Origin of the sequence: Neisseria sp. GT4A_CT1 (assembly GCF_000227275.1) — a bacterium.
In the GTDB taxonomy this organism is placed as follows: domain Bacteria; phylum Pseudomonadota; class Gammaproteobacteria; order Burkholderiales; family Neisseriaceae; genus Neisseria.
In genome coordinates this window covers 95466-113703 of sequence record NZ_JH164967.1, presented here as the reverse complement: position 1 = coordinate 113703, position 18238 = coordinate 95466, and the positions used below count along the sequence as shown (strand labels likewise).

The 18238-nt window shown below is 51.7% G+C and carries 19 protein-coding genes; 10 read left to right on the top strand and 9 right to left on the bottom strand.

The genetic code is table 11. The annotated features are described in order from the left end of the window. Positions 1-191: 191 nt before the first annotated feature. From HMPREF1028_RS07350 to HMPREF1028_RS07320, 7 genes are all read right to left on the bottom strand, one after another. Positions 192-1583, bottom strand: coding sequence for a sodium:alanine symporter family protein (locus HMPREF1028_RS07350; protein ID WP_003779074.1), 1392 nt, complete (start codon positions 1581-1583; stop codon positions 192-194). A 440-nt stretch (positions 1584-2023) separates the two neighbouring features. Then, positions 2024-2692 (bottom strand): membrane protein, encoded by a 669-nt coding sequence (locus HMPREF1028_RS07345; RefSeq protein WP_009312196.1) that lies wholly within the window; start codon positions 2690-2692, stop codon positions 2024-2026. A 54-nt stretch (positions 2693-2746) separates the two neighbouring features. Then, positions 2747-3784, bottom strand: coding sequence for a hypothetical protein (locus HMPREF1028_RS07340; RefSeq protein WP_009312195.1), 1038 nt, complete (start codon positions 3782-3784; stop codon positions 2747-2749). Between the two features lie 36 nt (positions 3785-3820). Then, positions 3821-4447, bottom strand: a complete 627-nt coding sequence (purN, locus tag HMPREF1028_RS07335; protein ID WP_009312194.1) for a phosphoribosylglycinamide formyltransferase — start codon at positions 4445-4447, stop codon at positions 3821-3823. A gap of 189 nt (positions 4448-4636) precedes the next feature. Next, on the bottom strand, positions 4637-5473 hold the full coding sequence (locus HMPREF1028_RS07330) for an FKBP-type peptidyl-prolyl cis-trans isomerase (protein WP_009312193.1): 837 nt from the start codon (positions 5471-5473) through the stop codon (positions 4637-4639). Positions 5474-5603: 130 nt separating this feature from the next. Then, a complete protein-coding gene (locus HMPREF1028_RS07325; RefSeq protein ID WP_009312192.1) occupies positions 5604-6044 on the bottom strand; it encodes a DNA polymerase III subunit chi in 441 nt (146 codons plus the stop codon). A gap of 366 nt (positions 6045-6410) precedes the next feature. Further along, positions 6411-7070: a DUF1287 domain-containing protein gene (locus tag HMPREF1028_RS07320; RefSeq protein ID WP_003757490.1), complete on the bottom strand. Its 660-nt coding sequence runs from the start codon at positions 7068-7070 to the stop codon at positions 6411-6413. 459 nt (positions 7071-7529) lie between these two features. Here HMPREF1028_RS07320 and htpX point away from each other — a divergent pair, with 459 nt between their 5' ends. The 4 genes from htpX (at position 7530) to rlmB (ending at position 10565) form a co-directional block, all read left to right on the top strand. Then, on the top strand, positions 7530-8369 hold the full coding sequence (gene htpX, locus HMPREF1028_RS07315; RefSeq protein ID WP_009312191.1) for a protease HtpX: 840 nt from the start codon (positions 7530-7532) through the stop codon (positions 8367-8369). 300 nt (positions 8370-8669) lie between these two features. After that, the gene (locus tag HMPREF1028_RS07305) at positions 8670-9380 is read left to right on the top strand and encodes an AzlC family ABC transporter permease (protein WP_009312190.1); all 711 of its coding nucleotides are present in this window, start codon (positions 8670-8672) and stop codon (positions 9378-9380) included. Continuing rightward, positions 9377-9685 (top strand): AzlD family protein, encoded by a 309-nt coding sequence (locus HMPREF1028_RS07300; RefSeq protein WP_003740656.1) that lies wholly within the window; start codon positions 9377-9379, stop codon positions 9683-9685. Before HMPREF1028_RS07305 ends, HMPREF1028_RS07300 begins: the two co-directional genes overlap by 4 nt. 130 nt (positions 9686-9815) lie before the next feature. Continuing rightward, on the top strand, positions 9816-10565 hold the full coding sequence (rlmB, locus tag HMPREF1028_RS07295; RefSeq protein ID WP_003768155.1) for a 23S rRNA (guanosine(2251)-2'-O)-methyltransferase RlmB: 750 nt from the start codon (positions 9816-9818) through the stop codon (positions 10563-10565). An 83-nt stretch (positions 10566-10648) separates the two neighbouring features. Here the strand turns inward: rlmB and HMPREF1028_RS07290 are convergent, their stop codons facing one another. Continuing rightward, a complete protein-coding gene (locus tag HMPREF1028_RS07290; RefSeq protein ID WP_009312189.1) occupies positions 10649-11602 on the bottom strand; it encodes an L-lactate dehydrogenase in 954 nt (317 codons plus the stop codon). A 64-nt stretch (positions 11603-11666) separates the two neighbouring features. Further along, a complete protein-coding gene (locus HMPREF1028_RS07285; protein WP_009312188.1) occupies positions 11667-12557 on the bottom strand; it encodes a LysR family transcriptional regulator in 891 nt (296 codons plus the stop codon). Between the two features lie 127 nt (positions 12558-12684). Here HMPREF1028_RS07285 and HMPREF1028_RS07280 point away from each other — a divergent pair, with 127 nt between their 5' ends. The 6 genes from HMPREF1028_RS07280 (at position 12685) to HMPREF1028_RS07255 (ending at position 18191) form a co-directional block, all read left to right on the top strand. After that, on the top strand, positions 12685-13533 hold the full coding sequence (locus tag HMPREF1028_RS07280; RefSeq protein ID WP_009312187.1) for an aldo/keto reductase: 849 nt from the start codon (positions 12685-12687) through the stop codon (positions 13531-13533). 64 nt (positions 13534-13597) lie between these two features. Beyond that, positions 13598-14149 carry a nuclear transport factor 2 family protein gene (locus HMPREF1028_RS07275; RefSeq protein ID WP_009312186.1) on the top strand — a complete coding sequence of 184 codons (552 nt, stop codon included), beginning with the start codon at positions 13598-13600 and terminating at the stop codon, positions 14147-14149. A gap of 112 nt (positions 14150-14261) precedes the next feature. After that, positions 14262-15452 carry a multidrug effflux MFS transporter gene (locus tag HMPREF1028_RS07270; protein ID WP_009312185.1) on the top strand — a complete coding sequence of 397 codons (1191 nt, stop codon included), beginning with the start codon at positions 14262-14264 and terminating at the stop codon, positions 15450-15452. 47 nt (positions 15453-15499) lie between these two features. Next, entirely contained in the window at positions 15500-16069 is a 570-nt protein-coding gene (locus HMPREF1028_RS07265; RefSeq protein WP_009312184.1) for a carboxymuconolactone decarboxylase family protein, read from the top strand. Positions 16070-16091: 22 nt separating this feature from the next. Next, positions 16092-17102, top strand: a complete 1011-nt coding sequence (locus HMPREF1028_RS07260; protein ID WP_009312182.1) for an alpha/beta fold hydrolase — start codon at positions 16092-16094, stop codon at positions 17100-17102. A gap of 582 nt (positions 17103-17684) precedes the next feature. Further along, positions 17685-18191: a Crp/Fnr family transcriptional regulator gene (locus HMPREF1028_RS07255; protein ID WP_198006980.1), complete on the top strand. Its 507-nt coding sequence runs from the start codon at positions 17685-17687 to the stop codon at positions 18189-18191. Positions 18192-18238 lie beyond the last annotated feature (47 nt).

Sequence of the window (18238 nt, the reverse complement as noted above, 5' to 3'; positions counted from 1 at the left end):
TTTAAATCAGGACAAGGCGACGAAGCCGCAGACAGTACAGATAGTACGGAACCGATTCACTTGGTGCTTCAGCACCTTAGAGAATCGTTCTCTTTGAGCTAAGGCGAGGCAACGCCGTACTGGTTTAAAGTTAATCCACTATAAATACAGATATCGGGTCGTCTGAAACACCTTTCAGACGACCTCAGGTATCAATGCGGCAACGCTCCGTCTTTGACTTTTTGTTTGAAGTCGCGCGTTTCATTGACGATGACTTTAATCATCAAAAGGAGTGCGATCAGGTTGGGCAACGCCATCAGACCGTTGAACGTATCCGAAGCCAGCCATACCAAATCAAGGCTCAAGACTGTACCCAGCATGACGGAAGAGACATAACCGACGCGGTACAAACCGGCAAACTTCTCGCCGAATACATAAACCGCGCATTTCTCGCCGTAATAGCACCAGCCCAAAATGGTTGAGTAGGCGAAGAAAATCAGACCGATGGTGACAATCCAGCCGCCGATGCCGGGCAGCATTTTTTGGAAGGTGACGGTCGTCAGTGCCGCGCCGCTCAATTCAGGTTTGACAAACTCGCCGCCCGCGCCGAGCAGGCCCATCACCAAAATGATGCCGGTAATCGAACAAACGACGATGGTGTCCAAAAACGTACCGGTCATGGAAACCAATGCCTGACGGACGGGATGGTCGGTTTTTGCGGCTGCGGCGGCAATCGGTGCAGAACCCATGCCCGCTTCGTTGGAGAACACGCCGCGCGCCACGCCGTAGCGGATTACCGTGCCGATAGCGCCGCCCGCCACTGCCTGCGCACTGAACGCATCGGAGAAAATCAGCTTGACGGCAGGCACCAGCGCATCGGAATTGATGACGATAATGGAAATACCGCCCACCACATAAAACACTGCCATAGCGGGTACGATGAAAGAAGCGGCTTTGGCGATGCCTTTGATACCGCCCAAAACGACGATGGCAGTCAGAACCGTCAACGTAATGCCGGTATAGACAGGTTCGACGCCGAAGCTCGTCTGAACCGCTTGAGCGACCGAGTTGGACTGTACGGAACTGCCGATGCCGAACGAAGCGAATGTGCCGAATAAAGCGAACGCCAACGCCATCCATTTCCAGTTTTTACCCAAACCGTTTTCGATGTAATACATCGGCCCGCCGGACATTTCGCCTTTGGAGTTGGTCACGCGGTATTTCACCGCCAACACGCCTTCGCCGTATTTGGTCGCCATGCCGAAAACGGCGGTCATCCACATCCAAAATACCGCGCCCGGGCCGCCGGTCACTACGGCAGTCGCCACGCCGGCGATATTGCCCGTGCCGATGGTGGCGGACAGGGCAGTCATCAAAGCGGCGAAATGGGAAATATCGCCTTCGTGGTCTTCGCCGTCTTCATGCTTCTTTGACGGCACGAAAGCCTGCTTCAGCGCATAGCCCAACATGGTGAATTGCAAGCCCTTCAACATGACGGTCAGCAAAATGCCCGTACCGACCAGCAGCACCAGCATGACAGGCCCCCAGACCCAGCCGCTGATGGTTTCGAAAAAGGCTTTGAGGTTGTCTAAAAACCATTGCATGAGTTTCTCCTTTGTCTGTTTTATATTTTTTACGCACCACTATTTTTGTAGTGTCATGTAATTTCAGCACAGAATGTTCAAGAACACAATATCTCTATTTTTAAAAAATTTTCGATGTCATACCTTATGCGGAGGCCTAATTGGGTAGAACATATTGTTTACAATCTGAAAAATAATGTGAATGCAGCTTAAGATTGTTAATCTGTAAACGCATACCTTTCAACTAGAAAATCTCAGGTCGTCTGAAAAATGGCGGTTGATTTTTAGAGAAATACGCCATAGGCGAATCGCTATGGTGTGAGGGTTGAAAAGTCATGTGTTCGGCGAGAAAAAAAACTGCACCTTAATAGATTGGAAGAAATATCCAACTTTTTAGGTGCAGTTCGGTTTTCAGACGACCTTTGGGAAACGGTCGGTCATTTGGAGATGGTGTGCCGCCGTTATGGTTTGATGGCTTTTCCGTCAATGATGACGGATGTAAGTTTGAGGTCGTAAGTTTTGCCGTCGTCGGTGTATTTGATTTCGGCAGGAATGTTGTTGAAGGCGGGGGCGAATGAATAGGTGACGGTGTCGTCGCCGCGTTTGACGCGGTATTTGTTGACTGTGGTCGTACCGCCGCCGATTTTGTAGTTTTCGCTGCCGACTTTGGTCATGCCGCTGACGGGGTAGAGTTTTTTGCCGTTGGTGATGTTCAGACCGGACGGCAGGCGGGCATCGTTGGCGGCAAGCTGCCAAGCCAGCGTAAAGAGGTCGAGTGTCGTGCCGCCGGTTTTGGCGGTTTCGCTCGAACCGGCTTTGCCGTAAGTGATGCTGTTGCCGCTGAATTTGGCTTCGGCATAGAGTTTGCCGCCGCGGACGTCTTTATAGTATTTGGGACGGAGGGTGTTGCCGCTGATGGTGCCGCCGGATTCGAAGCGGATGCTGTACATCGGGACTTTGATTCTGGACACGATGGTGTATTGGTTGCCGCTGCGTGTGAAGGTCATGGTGGCGGGTATGCCGTAGCTGCCGGAGTATTTCAGGGTGGCTGATTGGGGCAGTCCTGCGGCATAGGCGTTTGCGACGCTTAGGGAGAGGGCGGCGGCGATTAGCAGGGTGGGTGTTTTCATGGTGTCATTCCTCCTGTTTTGGGTCGTCTGAAAGAATTTCAGACGAGCTTGGGTTTATTGGAGATTGCCCGAACCGAACATAAATTCTATCTGGCTTTGGTAATAGCTGTTGCCGTTGCGTTTGTCGAAGTCTGCGGCAAACTCGCGGGCATGTTGCGCCGCTTTTTCGTCAAAAGGAGAAAGCGCGATGAGGTAGTCCAAATAGAGCATATTGTCGTTTGGGGCATGTCGAATGATGGTGTCGCCGTGCCGGTTCATCAAATCGAGGGCACGTTGCGACTGTCCGAGTTTGTACGCCAGTTGGGAAAAGAGGGGGATCAGGCGGACGAACTCTTCGTCTTCTTCGACGTTGATTTTGTCTATGGCTTCGTCCAAAAGGCGTTCCGCCTCCTCGTATTTGCCCAGCCTTATCATGCTGTCGATGACGGGGTAGTAGGTAAGGGGCGGCACTTCGGCGCAGGTCATTTCGCCCGTTAAGATGGGCTGGGCGGTATCGATGGCTTTTTGGTACTGCCCGATAAAATGGTAGAAATTGACCTGCTCGGACTGTTCGCACGCGGGACAGTCGGAAAATTCATCTGCGGCGGTTTGCTGCCATTTTTGGAAATTTTCTTTGGCGGCGGCGTGGTCTCCGGTCAGGATGTTTTGCAGCATCAGGGTTTTATAAAATGATGAAAGACTGAACCGCATGTTTTCATAGTGGTAACGCATTGTTTCGTTCGCTTCCTCGATTTCCTTTTTGTCGAGAAAGAGGTCGCGGGCAAGCATGGGAATGATCCATTTGAATTTCCACTGGCAATCGATTAAATCGTCGAAGCCTTCGGGAAAGCTGTCGTCTTCAGGATGCTGCTCGTAGCTTTCGTCACAGCGGTCCAAGTGATGGTCAATCAGCCAGTTTAGGCAGTGCAGCTTGAAACCGGGAGAAAAAGAGCGGTTATTGAGCGGGTCTCCGACAACAAAATCGCATAACGCACGCGTTATTTCGGGGTTGTTTTTGAGGCTTTGGTTGAATAAATCGATGGCTTTGCTTTGGCGTTTACGGTAGTCGGATTCGGAAATGATATCCGAAAGGGTCAACCGGTTTTGGCTCATGGTGTTTCCTTGTAGGGTGCTGCGCATTGGGCAGGATTACGCGAGTAAGGTTTGTCCTTCGGCGTTGCGCTCTGAATTGAATACGCGGTTGCCTTCGATTTTCAGACGACCTGCAACGAAATCGGCAACGGCTTGCGGGAAAAGGCGGTGTTCGACGGTCAGGACGCGTGCGGCAACGTCGTCGGGTGTATCGCCGTCGAGGATCGGGACGATGCCTTGCGAGATAATCGGACCGCAGTCCAGCTCGGGGGTTACGAAGTGGATGGTGCAGCCTGCGACGCGGCAGCCGGCTTCAAGGGCACGTTCGTGGGTGTGCAGGCCGGTAAATGAGGGGAGGATGGACGGGTGGATGTTGATCAGGCGGTTTGGGTAATGGGCGCAGAATTCGGGCGTGAGGATGCGCATAAAGCCTGCGAGGACGACCAAATCAGGTTGATAGGCATCGATTTTCTCCATCATGGCTTGGTCGAAAGCAAGGCGGCTGGGGAAGTCTTTGTGGTTGAGGCTGTCGGTGGCGATGCCGCGCTCGGCTGCCCAAGCCAGTCCGGCGGCGGTTGCGCTGTTGCTGAGGACGGCGGCGATGCGGGCGTCTGGAATAGCGGCATTGACGATGGCCTGCATATTGCTGCCGCGGCCCGAGATGAGGATAACGATGTTTTTCATGGCGTCGGTTGTAGGAGGTTGGTAGGTTTTATTGTATAGCAAAACAAAATCGCAATGTTATGGCGCGGGTTTATTGGGGGTTTGATGGGATAGGAGGTCGTCTGAAACGGGGTAAACCATGTTTTGCGAATATACAGAACAGAAATGCCCGAAACGGATTCGGTTCGGGCATCGGGTTAAAGCGCAGGCTTATTGGACTTTTTGAATGTCAACTTGACCGGGAGCGGGTTGGAAATCTTCGGGTTTGCCGATTTTAACCAGCTTCACGTCAAATACCAAAGTGGAATTCGGACCGATTTTCCCGCCCGGCATGACTTGGTCGCGGTAGGCGAGTTTGGACGGGATGTAGAAGGTGGCTTCGCTACCTTCTTTCAAGAGTTGGATGCCTTCGGCCCAGCCGGGGATAACTTGGCTGACGGGGAAGGTAACAGGACCGCCGTTGGCTTTGCTGCTGTCGAAGACGGTACCGTCAATCAGGCGGCCTTCGTATTCGACAACGACGATGTCGTCTTTTTTAGGCTGTTTGCCGTCACCTTCTTTGGTGATTTTGTATTGCAGGCCGGAAGCAGTGGTTTTCACACCTTCTTTAGTGGCGTTTTCTTTGAGGAACGCTTCGCCTTTTTCCAGGTTGGCTTTGGCGTCAGCCTGAAGTTTTTCCGCCGCTTTGACTTGTTGTTCTTTCAGGAATTTCATCATGACTTCTTGTGCTTGGACTTCAGTCATTTTGTTTTCTTTGCCGTCATAAGAGGCTTGCAAGGCTTCGATGAAGACTTTCATGTCGATTTCCGCGCCCTGATCTTTCATTTGTTTCAGGGAGCTGCCGATGTCCATACCCATTGCGTAGCTGGCTTGTTGGACCGGTGTGCCAATAGAGGATGCGTCTTTTGCGGCAGATGCGCCGGAAGCTGCGGATGCCGATGCGGGCGCAGAGGCTGAAGCAGGTGTATTGGCGTCTTTTTTGTCGCAGGCGGTCAGTGCCAATGCGGCGGCGATTGCCAATGCGCTGAATTTGAAAGTTTTGTTCATGATGTTTTCGTCTTTTAAAAGGGGTCAGTAAAAGAAAGTCGGGATTATAGCCCAGTTTGAATCAAAAGGAATCAAGGCTGTTTAAATTTTCGGCTTATCGTGTAAAGCCGTTTTCAGACGACCTTCGATTTTAGGCTTTGCCCGTCATATCGTGGTGTTCGATGGTAAAGCCGTTTTTTCTGTATGCGCTGAAGCGTTCGCGGGCGTCGGCGAGCTCTTCCAAGCTGCTGCCTACAATTTCAAGTACGCGGGCGGGGATGACGGGGGCTTCGTTCCAAAAGTCGGGCGAGAGGTTGAGGACAGTGGCGTTTTCAGGGACGGCGGGTAAAGTATCGCCGAACGCGAGCCATACGGGTGTTTCAGACGACATGGGTTGGTCAGGTTGCCAAATTTCATGCGGAATGAAACTTTCGGGAATTTGCTGCCAAAGGTCGCGGTCGAGGCGGCGGATGGTTTCATCGGAATCCGACCAGACCAATATCTGCCCGCCGTCGCGTATGGCGCGCGCAATCAGGCGGCAGGCGAAGGCGGCGGGGTCGGCGGTGTGGGTGTAGAAAGTGGCTTTGGGCATGATGCACGGGGCAGGGGAGGAAATGGGGGATTATAGTAAAAACGTTGTGAAAGGGCTATGGTAGGGCTGCCTTACCGGCTTGGTTATCAAACGTATTGATCAGCCGCCTCCTGCATGCGTCAGAATATTCAGGCATCCGTACGCTTGTCAGGATGCCTTGTCAAATTTTAGACGACCTTTTGGGATGGTTGTTTGTATAGTGGATTAACTTTAAACCAGTACGGCGTTGCCTCGCCTTAGCTCAAAGAGAACGATTCTCTAAGGTGCTGAAGCACCAAGTGAATCGGTTCCGTACTATCTGTACTGTCTGCGGCTTCGTCGCCTTGTCCTGATTTAAATTTAATTCACTATAACACGATGGAAAATTTACTGAACAGGAAGCCTGAAATGTCCGGTAATGGTATAGCGGTAGAGGATGTCGTCTTCGCGGGTTCCCAAACCGATATTGTGGATAATCAAGGGTCTGTCTCCGATTTTGCGGTCGGAGACGATGCCGATGTGGGGGCGGTTGCCTTTAAGCTCCCAAGTCACAATATCGCCTGCCTGATAATTCGTATCCTGTACCGCCCAGCCTTGGCGTGTGAAATAAGTCATGAGGTTGGGTACCCGGCGGTGGTCGATGTTGGCATCGGGTTGTTTCAAGCCCCAACGATTGGGATAGGCGGAGAAGTTCCGGCTCATGTCTTGATGGACAAGTTCTTGCAAATCCATATTTTGGTCGCGCAGGGCGCGGATGATGACGTCGGTGCACACGCCTTTTTTCATCGGTACGTCACCCATCGGATATTTGAGTTTGGTGTAGGCAGAGTCATAACGCAGGGTCTTGCCGATTTGGTTGCGCGCAGATTGGACGATTTTCGGGGATGGTCGGTCGGGTTGGGTAATGGATTGTGAAGAACCGGTACGGATAAGTGGGATGGTCGGACCGTAAGGGCTGTGATAAAACCAAAAAGCCGCAGCCGTAATCAAGGCAATGGCAACCGCAATGCTGGCAAGAACGAGATTGAGGGAGGTTTTGCGTTTCATGATTTGCGCACGGATTTAATGTAAATGTTATATTCGTTATTTATCAGATTTCGGGGTAGGGTGGCAATCAAAAGAGGAGTAACGGTCTTTATTAGGTATATTCGGACGGGTAATCAATACGTTTTTGAGGGGAAAATGGCATTTTGTTAACGCTAAATCTCCTGTTTAGTCAAAATGATACTTTGGTTTTGCATACCTTTTCCAAGTACGGCATTTTAGAATCCGCCTCTTTTTGAGAAAATACCGCAGCATTAGCAGTAATGCGGTATAAGTCTTACAGCCTGATTGTGAATTCGCTCGAAAATTTTAGGGCAAACCGATAATTTGAATTCCAACCGGTTTCGATATAAAGCGTAGCGTGCAAAGTAAACTTCAATATTCCGATATTGTTTAATTTTGTTGTTCTTTTATATCAATCAAAAACATAAACCCACCATACCCAAAAAAGGAATCTCCCCGGTGAAACGAATCTTCTTGTTTCTCGCAACCAATATTGCCGTTTTGGTCGTCATCCGCGTTGTTTTGGCCGTACTTGGCATACACAGTACGGATCAGGTCGGCAGCCTGCTGGTGTACTCGGCCGTCGTCGGCTTTGCCGGTTCGATCATTTCATTATTGATGTCCAAATCCATCGCGAAAAACTCTGTCGGTGCGGAAGTCATCGTACAGCCGCGCAATCAAGTGGAAGCGTGGTTGTTGGCGACTGTGGAGGCACAGGCGAGGCAGTGGAGCCTGAAAACGCCGGAAGTGGCGATCTACCATTCCCCCGAACCCAATGCTTTCGCAACCGGTGCCACGCGCAACAGTTCGCTGATTGCGGTGAGTACGGGTTTGCTTGAGCGCATGACGCGGGACGAAGTCGAAGCCGTTTTGGCGCACGAAATGGCGCACGTCGGCAACGGCGACATGGTTACGCTGACCTTGATACAGGGTGTGGTCAATACGTTTGTGGTTTTCCTTGCCCGCATCGTTTCCGGCATGGTTGCCCGCAATAACGACGGCAGCACTTCGCAAGGCACATATTTTTTAGTCAGCATGGTATTGCAGGTCGTGTTCGGCTTTTTGGCAAGCATCATCGTCATGTGGTTCAGCCGTCAGCGCGAATACCGTGCGGATGCGGGAGCAGCCAAACTGGTCGGCGCGCCCAAAATGATTGCCGCGCTGCAACGCTTGAAAGGTAATCCGAGCGATTTGCCGCAGCAAATGAATGCGATGGGTATCGCCAGCGACGCCAAAGATTCTTTGCTCAGCACCCACCCCTCTTTGGAAAACCGGATTGCCCGTCTTAAAGCTTTATAATCAGGGCAGGGATTCAAATAATAGAAAGATGATCGAAGGTCGTCTGAAAATGTGAATCGTCCAACAAACTTCGGATATTCTTGAAAATCTGTTCAGCCGGATTCTGTATAGCGCAGAATCCGGCTGTTTTCATTTCAAGCGGTATTTTGGGTGCAGTCTCGCAAATGAAACTGAAACGGATACAGCGTTTCCTCGTTTGCGATTTTGTCTTGCCTTCCTGATTGTTGACGATTTCACTTATAATACCTCCCCTCATTTTTCATCTTCAAACCCTAAACCCTCTTTAAGCTCCCCAATAAAATGACACACCCCAATTCACCGCAATCCGAATTTCTACGCGGCATCAAAGAAACCTCGCCGATGCTCATCGGGCTTTTGCCGTGGGCGTTGATATTGGGTATGCAGGGTGGTCAGAAGGGCATGAGCTGGCTGGAAATGCTGATGATGACGGGCATGAACTTTGCCGGAGGCTCGGAATTTGCGGCGGTCAACCTGTGGGCAAACCCGTTGCCGATTCTGCTCATTGCCACCGTTACCTTCATGATTAATTCGCGCCATATTCTGATGGGGGCGGCAATCGCACCTTATATGCGGGATATGCCGTTGAGCAAAGCCATGCCCGCGCTGTTTTTTATGTGCGACGAAAGTTGGGCGATGGCGTTTGCGGAAATCCAAAAACGCAAGGCGATGGGGTTGCCGGCATTCAATATGCCGTTTTATGCGGGCGTGTGCTTTATCCTGTATACCACTTGGATCGGCTTTGCGGCGTTTGGCGCAGCGGTCGGGCCGATGTTCGGCGATGTTGCGGCGTGGGGCTTCGGCATGGCGTTTCCCGCCGTATTTTTGGTGCTGCTGCGCGGAATGTGGAAAAGCTTTAAGGCGGCACGCCCTTGGTTTGTCAGCCTGATTGTGGCGTGCGGGACTTATTTGTCGGTGGACGGGCATTGGTATGTGCCGATGGGCGCGATTTCCGGCCTGCTTGCCGCCTATTTTTGGGGAGAGAAGGAATGAAGGATTTGCTGTCTTGGCAGTCGTTCCTGCTGTTTGCCAGTATGCTGGCGGTAACGTACTCCACCCGCCTTATCGGTTTTTTTGCCTTGCGCAACCGCACCTTAAGCCGCCGCGCACAAATTGTGATGGAAGCCGCGCCGGGTTGTGTGTTGATTTCCGTCATCGCGCCTTATTTTGTGTCCGACAAACCGCACGAGTTGATTGCCATTGCGCTGACCGTGCTTGCCGCAAGCAGGTTTTCCATGTTGGTTACCGTGTTGATCGGTGTGGGCAGTTCTGGGCTGTTGGGGTATTTAATGCGCTAGGCGGCTGTGTTTGAGTGAAACCGGTTACACTTGTTTTCAGAGTGCGCAGCCTCCTGACGGGACGACCTTTCCCTTTCAGACGACCTTATCTTGTTATAATGTCGTCTGAAATTTTTTATAAAGCAAAATCATGGCAAACCAAAGACTCATCTACGGCTTCCACGCCGTCAACGCCCGCCTGTGGCAAAACCCGAAATCGATTACCGAACTCTACATCCAAGAAGGCAAAAACGATGCCCGCACGCGTGACGTGTTGGAGAAAGCAGCAAACGAAAACGTGCGCGTACACTTCGCTGACGCCGACCGCCTCAACGCCATCAGCAAAGGCGCGCGGCATCAGGGCGTGGTCGGGTTTATCGACGCTTCCAAAAATCACGTCCACCTTGAAGACGTATTGGAAAACCTGAGCGAACCGCCATTGCTGCTGATACTCGACGGCATCACCGACCCGCACAACCTCGGCGCGTGCCTGCGTACCGCCGACGCAATGGGCGTACACGCTGTCATCGCGCCGAAAGACAAAAGTGCGGGACTGAACGCCACCGTCAGCAAAGTCGCCTGCGGCGCGGCGGAAACCGTTCCCTACATCACCGTAACCAACCTCGCCCGCACCCTGCGCGAGCTGAAAGAATACGGCATCTGGATCATCGGCACCGACATGGGCGGCGACGCCGACCTCTATCACTGCGACCTGCCCGACAGCGCGGCATGGGTGATGGGCAACGAAGGCGAAGGCATGCGCCGCCTGACGCGCGAACATTGCGACATGCTGGTGTCGATACCCATGTTCGGCACGGTCGAAAGCATGAACGTCTCCGTCAGCGCGGGCATGGTGCTGAGCGAAACGCGCCGGCAAAGAGTGTTGAAAGCAGAAAAATAGGGCTTAGGTTTGTGAATAAAAAACGTCGTCTGAAAACCGAATTGCCGGTTTTCAGACGACGTTTTACTTAGAGGCTATTCTGTTTACCCGACCATTTCATCGACTTTGCGTTGATAGCTTTTCAACAGATCCGCCGAGCGGGCAAATCGTTCGGCTTCGTCGTCTGAAAGTTGCAGGTCGATGATGCGGACCGCGCCTTGGCGGTTGACGACGGTCGGCACGCCGATATACACGCCGTTTTGTCCGAACTCGCCTTCAAGCAGGGTGGAGACGGGCAGCACGACGCCTTGATTGTGCAGGATGGCGTTGGAGATGCGGCTCAAGCCCATGCCGATGCCGTGGCTGGTCGAGCCTTTGGCGGCGATGACTTCGTAGGCGGCATTGCGCACGGTGGTATAAATTTTGTCCATACGCGCCTGTCCGTCTTCTGATTGTTCCAACATCTTCTGAACCGACATACCCGCGATGTTGGCGGTACTCCAAAGCGCAATGATGCTGTCGCCGTGTTCGCCGATCATCATGGCATCGACGCTCCAAGGCGCGACGTCGAATTCGTTGCCCAGACAAACGCGGAAACGGGCGGAATCAAGGATAGTGCCCGAGCCGATAACGCGCTCTTTGGGCAAACCTGAAAAGCGCAGGACGGCATAAGACAGTACGTCCACGGGATTGGAGGCAACCAAGAAGATGCCGTCAAAGCCTGAAGCCATGACTTTCGAAACGATGTCGCGGAAGATGCGCAGGTTTTTGTCGATTAAGTCCAAACGTGTTTCGCCGGGAGCCTGCGCCGCGCCCGCGCAAATACACACGATATCCGCATTCGAACAATCATCGTAATCGCCGACGTAAATACGCGCGGGCGAGGCGGCATAAGGCATTCCGTGGCGGAAGTCGCGCGCTTCGCCTTCCGCGCGCGTGCGGTTGATGTCGATTAAAACCATGTCGTCGCACAAGGCTTGGTTGAGCATAGAATAGGCGTAGCTGACCCCAACCGCGCCCAAGCCCACAACGACCACTTTATTACCAACTTTTTTCATGTTTGTTCCTGTTTGTTTGTGAATAGGAATTATTAATAACACTTGGACAGGGTGGCGTCAAATTTCAGACGACCTCCACCCGCAGCGCATCCACAATCAGCTTAAACACATTCGAATGCCCGCGGCGGCTGGGGTAATATAGGTAAAGCGGATCGTAAGTCATCGCATATTCAGGAAGTAACTCGACCAGCTGCCCCGAATGGAGTGCATCCGCCACGCTCATATATGCTACCCACGCGATGCCGAGGTCGTCTGAAATGGCTTGCAGGCGCAGATGGTTGTTGATAGAAAACTGCGATTTGGGCGTGAACGTAATCAGCCCTTTTTTGTCTTTGAATTCCCATTGCATCTCTGCGCCGTGTGCGGCGGAGAGCTTCGCGCCAATCAGGCGGTGCTGCTGCAAATCGTCAATATTTTTCGGCGAACCGTGTTGCGCCAAATAATTAGGCGAAGCGACCAACGCCATTTTGAGCGGTGCGGAAATCGGCACGGCAATCATTTCTTTCGCCACATCGTTACCCAGCCGCACGCCCATATCAAACCCTTCTTTCACAATGTCCGCCCAGCGGTTGTCCACCACGATTTCCAAGCGGATTTTCGGGTATCGGTTCAAAATCGGCTTTAATTTCGGGTACAACACCGCTTCCGCCGCCACCGCAGGGGCATTGATGCGGATTAAGCCTGACGGCGTGTCCAAAAAATCGCCTAGCGCATCGACCTCATGGTTAATCGCTTGATAAAGCGGAAAAAGCTGCTCAAAAAGCTGCTGCCCGGCTTCAGTCAGCGACACATTGCGCGTAGTGCGGTTGAGCAGGCGCAGGTTTAGCCGTGTTTCCAGATTTTTCATACTGTGGCTTAACGCCGAAGAGGAAATCCCCAAAAGTTGCCCCGCTTTCACAAAACTCTGCGTTTGCGCCAGCGTCAAAAAATAATTCAGCTCGTTAAAGTTCTGCATTCTCCGCCCCGTTTTTGGTTGATTAGTGAATTTAATTCATGACATCATAAAACCAAACCTAATTTATCTCAATAAAAACACGGGCTAAAATAACAACCTTTCATGAGAACAAACAGGAGACAACATCATGCAAAACATCACATTAAACAACGGCGTACAAATTCCTGCACTCGGTTTCGGCGTATTCCAGATTCCGTCCGAAGAAACCGAACAAGCTGTAATTTCAGCGATTAAAGCAGGCTACCGCCACATCGACACCGCACAGGTTTATATGAATGAAACCGAAGTGGGTTTGGGAATAAAAAACAGCGGCGTGGCGCGCGAGGAATTGTTCATTACCACCAAAATTTGGGTGGAAAATTTCGGCTACGAAGCCGCCAAAGCGTCGCTGGATCGTTCATTGGGTCGTCTGAATTTGGATTACATCGATATGGTGCTGATTCATCAGCCTTACGGCGACAGCTACGGCACATGGCGTGCGCTGGAAGAATATCAGGCAGCCGGCAAAATCCGCGCCATCGGCGTGAGCAATTTTTCGCCCGTGCGTGCGGTGGATTTGGGGCTGTTCAATAAGGTCATGCCGCAAGCCAATCAGATTGAAATCAATCCGTTCCAACAAAAAAACGACGAAGTCGCTGCCTTGCAGGCCGAAGGCATCGCCGTGGAAGCATGGGCACCGTTTGCCGAAGGTAAAAACGATATTTTCCACAACCCCGTGTTAAGCAAAATCGGCGCGAAATACGGCAAATCCGTGGCGCAGGTGATTACCCGCTGGCTGGTGGAACGCGGCATCATCGTGCTGGCGAAATCCACCAAACCCGAACGCATGGCGGAAAACCTGAACGTCTTTGATTTTGCACTTAGTAATGAAGACAAAGCCAAAATCGCCAAGCTGGACGGTACGTTCGCCGCCATCGTCAATCACGACACGGTGAATAATTTGAAACGTATCGCTGCGTGGAAAACGGGGCAGTAAGGTCGTCTGAAAAAGCAGCCTGCACTTTTTCAGGCTGCCTTCCAAACCGAACCAGGAGATTTTTATGAAATTCAACCACATCCTCACCGCCGCTGCATTGGCAGTCGGTACAGCAACTGCTTATGCCGCGCCTGTGCAAGACGTTCGCCCCGTCCGCACCGAACCCATGTCCGCCACTGAAATCAGCGACCGCATTGCCTTAAAAGAGTTGGTGGACACCTTTTCCAATCTTGCCGATGAAAAACGCATTGATGAACAAGTGCTGCTGTTCACCGAAAACGCCAGCGTGCAGAGTTTGGAAAACGGCAAAGCCAATCCGCCCATCGTCGGGCGGGACGCTTTGAAAAAGGCGTTTAGCAGTTATCTGGCGCAGTTTCACACCGTTTACCACTTAAACGGCCAGCAGACCGTTAGCTTTCAAAGTCCGACCCACGCCACGGGCATCAGCTACTGTGACGTTACCTTGATTAAAAACGAAAACGGCAAAGACATCGCCCAGCGCCGCGGCGTGCGCTATGAAGACGTGTATGTGAAGCAAGACGGTCGTTGGCTGATTGAAAGCCGCAAATCCAATTTCATGTTCAGCCAAACCAGCGAGTCCCCAACAGCACGTTAAAGCAGTTTGCACCTGCCCCAAGCGGTGCAAATAGGACTGTCGCCAAATGCAAAGGGCGGGCATTTGCCCGCCTCTTTCGTTCAAAACTTTTCAGACGACCTCAGGAGCAATAATGACAACGCACAAACGTTCCCTTTCTTTTTTATTGATTTTAAGCGCGCTGATGGCGTTCACCTCGCTTTCTACCGATATTTATCTGCCCGCCATGCCGACGATGGAAAAGCAACTGGGCGGCAATGCGGAGCTGACCATTACGGGCTTCTTGACCGGGTTTGCCATCGCCCAACTGATTTGGGGGCCGATTAGCGACCGTATCGGGCGCAAGCTGCCGCTGTTTATCGGTATGGTGCTATTTGTGATTGGTTCTGTGGGTTGTGCATTGTCTGAATCCATGAGTGCGGTCGTTTTTTGGCGCATTTTTCAGGCAGTAGGCGCATGCGTCGGGCCGATGTTGAGCCGTGCGATGATTCGCGACAGCTTCGCGCAAAGCCAAGCGGCGCAAATGCTCTCCACGCTTACCATCATCATGGCGATTGCACCGATTGCCGGGCCGTTTATCGGCGGCGGTTTGCTGAAAGTGGCTTCGTGGCATTGGATTTTCTGGCTGTTGGCGATGATTGGCGTATTAATGTTTACCGCCATTTTTAAACTGCCCGAAACACTGCCGACGGAAAAGCGGGCAAGCGGCTCAGTGTGGAACGCCTTTAAAAACTATCGCACTCTATTCACCAACGGCACATTTATGCGCTACACCCTAAGCGTAACTTTTTTCTACGTTGCCGCTTATGCCTTTATTACCGGATCGCCCTTTGTTTACATTGATTATTTCGGTGTCGCGGAACAAAACTACGGTTTTTTGTTCGGCATCAACATCATTGGCATTGTGGGCTTGAGCTTTCTCAACCGAAAATTGGTATCCCGCTTTGCTTTGTCCAAATTATTGGTGGCTTCCAGCCTGATTGCCTTTGCCGCTTCCGCCGTATTGTTCGCGCTCGTATGGGCAAACATCGGCGGGATTTGGGGCGTGGTTGCGCCGCTATTCGTGATGTTCAGCATGAACGCCATCATCGCCGCCTGCGCCAACGCCGCCGCCCTTGCCGCCGTGCCGAACCAAATCGCAGGCTCTGCCGCTGCGTTACTCGGTTCACTGCAATACGGCAGCGGCATCGTTTCCTCACTTTTATTGGCGGCATTTTCCAGCGGCACGCCGTTTACCATGGCCTGGATTATTGTTTTATTTGTCGGGCTGAGTGCGGTGATGGCGGTGTGGCAAGAAATGAGAAAGTCAGACAACGACAAATAAAAGGATGATAACCATTATTTAATAAGCTATTTACAAAGAGATATTGAATGTCTTTAACTAAAACCCAGCGATACCTTGCCTCTATCGCCGCAGCTACGGCACGCGGCGACCAAAACACTCTTGAGCATCATCTTCACGCGGCATTCGATGCGGATGGCCTGACTATCCAGCAGGCACAAAGCGCGTTGGAGCAGCTTTATGCCTATTGCGGTTTCCCGCGCAGCTTAAACGCCCTAACCACGCTGATGAATACCATAGAAGAGCGTAAAAAGTCAGGAAAACCCGTTCAAGAGGGCAATCAACCTGTACCATTACCCGCAGGCGATATGGCAGAGCGCGGACGCATGTTGCGTGAAAAATTGGTCGGACACCCCGTCGGCGGCGCGCTTGCCGCCTTTGCCCCGCGCAGCGATTACTACCTGACTGCCCACCTCTTTGGCGACATCTTTTCAGACGACCGCCTGACGCACCAAGAGCGCGAAACCGTAACCATCGCCGCCCTAAGCACTCTTGACGGCGTGGCAAACCAGTTAGCTTCGCATATCGCCATCGCCAAAAACATCGGTCTGGACAACGAAGCCGTTTTGGAAATACAAAACATTGCCAAACAAATTTAATTGACAAACCAAGGAGTTTTATATGAACAAACAACCCCTCACCCTCGCTGAACAAGGCAGCTTTTTTGTGGGCGGCACAGTAATTCAGGCAGACGGCACATACAGCACCGAAAACCCGATGAGCCACGCAGGACAAACCTTTCACGGCGACCATGCCTACGTTTCCTACCAAATTCCCGTAAACGCCCGCCGCCTGCCGCTCGTTTTCCTGCACGGCGCAGGACAATCGGGCAAAACCTGGGAATCCACACCCGACGGGCGTGAAGGCTTCGGCACACTATTTCTGCGGCGCGGTTTTGCCACTTATCTTTTAGACCAGCCCCGACGCGGACGCGCGGGCAACAGCACCATCGCCGACAACGCGCCCGTGTTGCCTAACGACCAGTTCTGGTTTGAAAACTTCCGCATGGGTATTTTCCCGAATCTGTTTGCAGACGGGCAGTTCCCCAAAGATGCCGCCAGCCTGAACCAGTTTTTGCGCCAAATCACGCCCAACACCGGCGCGTATGATTTGAACGTGGTGTCCGATGCCGTTGCCGCCGTGTTCGACCGTATTGGCGAAGGCGTGCTGATTACCCACTCGCAAGGCGGCGGCCCCGGTTGGCAGACCGTGCTGAAAAATCCCGAAAAAGTGAAAGCCGTGGTTTCCTACGAACCCGGCACCGAATTTGTTTTCCCCGAAAACGACATGCCAAGCGTTGCCACGCCCGCTAACGACGCCGCCAACATTTCACTCTCGCAGCCTATCAGTACCGAACGTTTCGCCCTGCTGACCAAAATGCCCATCGTCATCTACTACGGCGATTATATTTCGGCAGATAACCCGCACTGGGCATCACAACGGTGGATTGAGCGCATCCGTATAGCGCAAGCCTTCGCCGACTGCGTCAACCGCCACGGCGGCGATGCCAGCGTTGTACGCCTGCCTGAAATCGGCATACGCGGCAACAGCCATTTTGCCTTTGCCGAAGCAAATAACGTGGAAATTGCTGATGTGCTGGAAAACTGGTTGGTGGAAAAAGGATTGAAATAAGGCAAATAAAGGGTTGGCTCTTGAAAGCAATTAATACAAATCCTGCACTAATTTTGTAAAATATAGGGCTATTATTATTCAATAGCGTGATAAAAAGCAGCCTGCACTTGGAAAACTAAAGTGCAGGCTGCTTTTTATTTTTCAGGTAGCCTTTCATTTCAGCCAGCCCCATAGGCTGCCAAATAACTTTCCCGAAACGCTTTGGGTGTAGTGTTTTGCTGTTTTTTAAAAAATTTGTTGAAATGCATGGCTTCCTCAAAACCCAGTTGCAAGGCGATTTGCTTGACGGATTGCGGTGTATGAATCAATAAACGTTTGGCTTCCGGCAGCAGACAGTCAGTGATGACGGTTTTGGCCAGAAGTTTAATCGGGTTGCTTGCTCAACCTGTGGTGTAAACAACGCGATTATTTTCTATAATTGTTGCAACAAACTTTCCTCATAATATAAAAGTTCTTAGTTAAACCTCTTACTTGATAAACGCTTTATTTGGAGAATACATGCCACTGTCTGACTACCTTGCGCAAATTCGTTCTATTTGTCCGAAACTAACTGACGAAGAAACTGATCTGTTTGGCAAGGGTTTGAAAATTCAAACGCTGGCGCCTGATGATATATTTTTGCGCGCAGGCGATATACCGCAGGCAGTAGCTTATGTTTCAAAGGGATTGCTCAAAGCGGTTTACACCGATTTTGAAGGCAGCCGCGTCAATGTCAATTTTTTCCGCGAAGGTACGGGCGTGTGTGACTATCAGGCGTTTCGCGAGCGTTCGGGCAGCCGTTACGACTTTGTCGCGCTTGAACCTTGCACGTTGATTCTGCTGCCTTTTACCCATTTTGAACACTGCTGCAATCAAGTGCCGCAGTTGGAACGTTATTACCGCATTGCCTTGGAGCGGGCATTATTTGCCTATATCCGCCGTACCGAACGCTTTTTGATTACCGATGCCAAAGCGCGTTATCTGGATTTTATCCACGCCGAACCAGAACTTTTTAAACGGCTGTCGGTATCGGATTTGTGTTCGTATCTGGGCATCAGCCGCCAAACGCTGACTAAAATCAGAAAACAGCTTTTGACCGAAGGCAGATAAACAAAAGGTCGTCTGAAAAACTTTTCAGACGACCTTTTGCTTTGCCG

What these genes read in the sequence shown, in the direction of transcription:
- HMPREF1028_RS07350 (WP_003779074.1), bottom strand. Translation starts at nt 1,583, where the DNA reads ATGCAATGGTTTTTAGACAACCTCAAAGCCTTTTTCGAAACCATCAGC.
- HMPREF1028_RS07345 (WP_009312196.1), bottom strand. Translation starts at nt 2,692, where the DNA reads ATGAAAACACCCACCCTGCTAATCGCCGCCGCCCTCTCCCTAAGCGTC.
- HMPREF1028_RS07340 (WP_009312195.1), bottom strand. Translation starts at nt 3,784, where the DNA reads ATGAGCCAAAACCGGTTGACCCTTTCGGATATCATTTCCGAATCCGAC.
- purN (WP_009312194.1), bottom strand. Translation starts at nt 4,447, where the DNA reads ATGAAAAACATCGTTATCCTCATCTCGGGCCGCGGCAGCAATATGCAG.
- HMPREF1028_RS07330 (WP_009312193.1), bottom strand. Translation starts at nt 5,473, where the DNA reads ATGAACAAAACTTTCAAATTCAGCGCATTGGCAATCGCCGCCGCATTG.
- HMPREF1028_RS07325 (WP_009312192.1), bottom strand. Translation starts at nt 6,044, where the DNA reads ATGCCCAAAGCCACTTTCTACACCCACACCGCCGACCCCGCCGCCTTC.
- HMPREF1028_RS07320 (WP_003757490.1), bottom strand. Translation starts at nt 7,070, where the DNA reads ATGAAACGCAAAACCTCCCTCAATCTCGTTCTTGCCAGCATTGCGGTT.
- HMPREF1028_RS07305 (WP_009312190.1), top strand. Translation starts at nt 8,670, where the DNA reads ATGACACACCCCAATTCACCGCAATCCGAATTTCTACGCGGCATCAAA.
- HMPREF1028_RS07300 (WP_003740656.1), top strand. Translation starts at nt 9,377, where the DNA reads ATGAAGGATTTGCTGTCTTGGCAGTCGTTCCTGCTGTTTGCCAGTATG.
- rlmB (WP_003768155.1), top strand. Translation starts at nt 9,816, where the DNA reads ATGGCAAACCAAAGACTCATCTACGGCTTCCACGCCGTCAACGCCCGC.
- HMPREF1028_RS07290 (WP_009312189.1), bottom strand. Translation starts at nt 11,602, where the DNA reads ATGAAAAAAGTTGGTAATAAAGTGGTCGTTGTGGGCTTGGGCGCGGTT.
- HMPREF1028_RS07285 (WP_009312188.1), bottom strand. Translation starts at nt 12,557, where the DNA reads ATGCAGAACTTTAACGAGCTGAATTATTTTTTGACGCTGGCGCAAACG.
- HMPREF1028_RS07280 (WP_009312187.1), top strand. Translation starts at nt 12,685, where the DNA reads ATGCAAAACATCACATTAAACAACGGCGTACAAATTCCTGCACTCGGT.
- HMPREF1028_RS07275 (WP_009312186.1), top strand. Translation starts at nt 13,598, where the DNA reads ATGAAATTCAACCACATCCTCACCGCCGCTGCATTGGCAGTCGGTACA.
- HMPREF1028_RS07270 (WP_009312185.1), top strand. Translation starts at nt 14,262, where the DNA reads ATGACAACGCACAAACGTTCCCTTTCTTTTTTATTGATTTTAAGCGCG.
- HMPREF1028_RS07265 (WP_009312184.1), top strand. Translation starts at nt 15,500, where the DNA reads ATGTCTTTAACTAAAACCCAGCGATACCTTGCCTCTATCGCCGCAGCT.
- HMPREF1028_RS07260 (WP_009312182.1), top strand. Translation starts at nt 16,092, where the DNA reads ATGAACAAACAACCCCTCACCCTCGCTGAACAAGGCAGCTTTTTTGTG.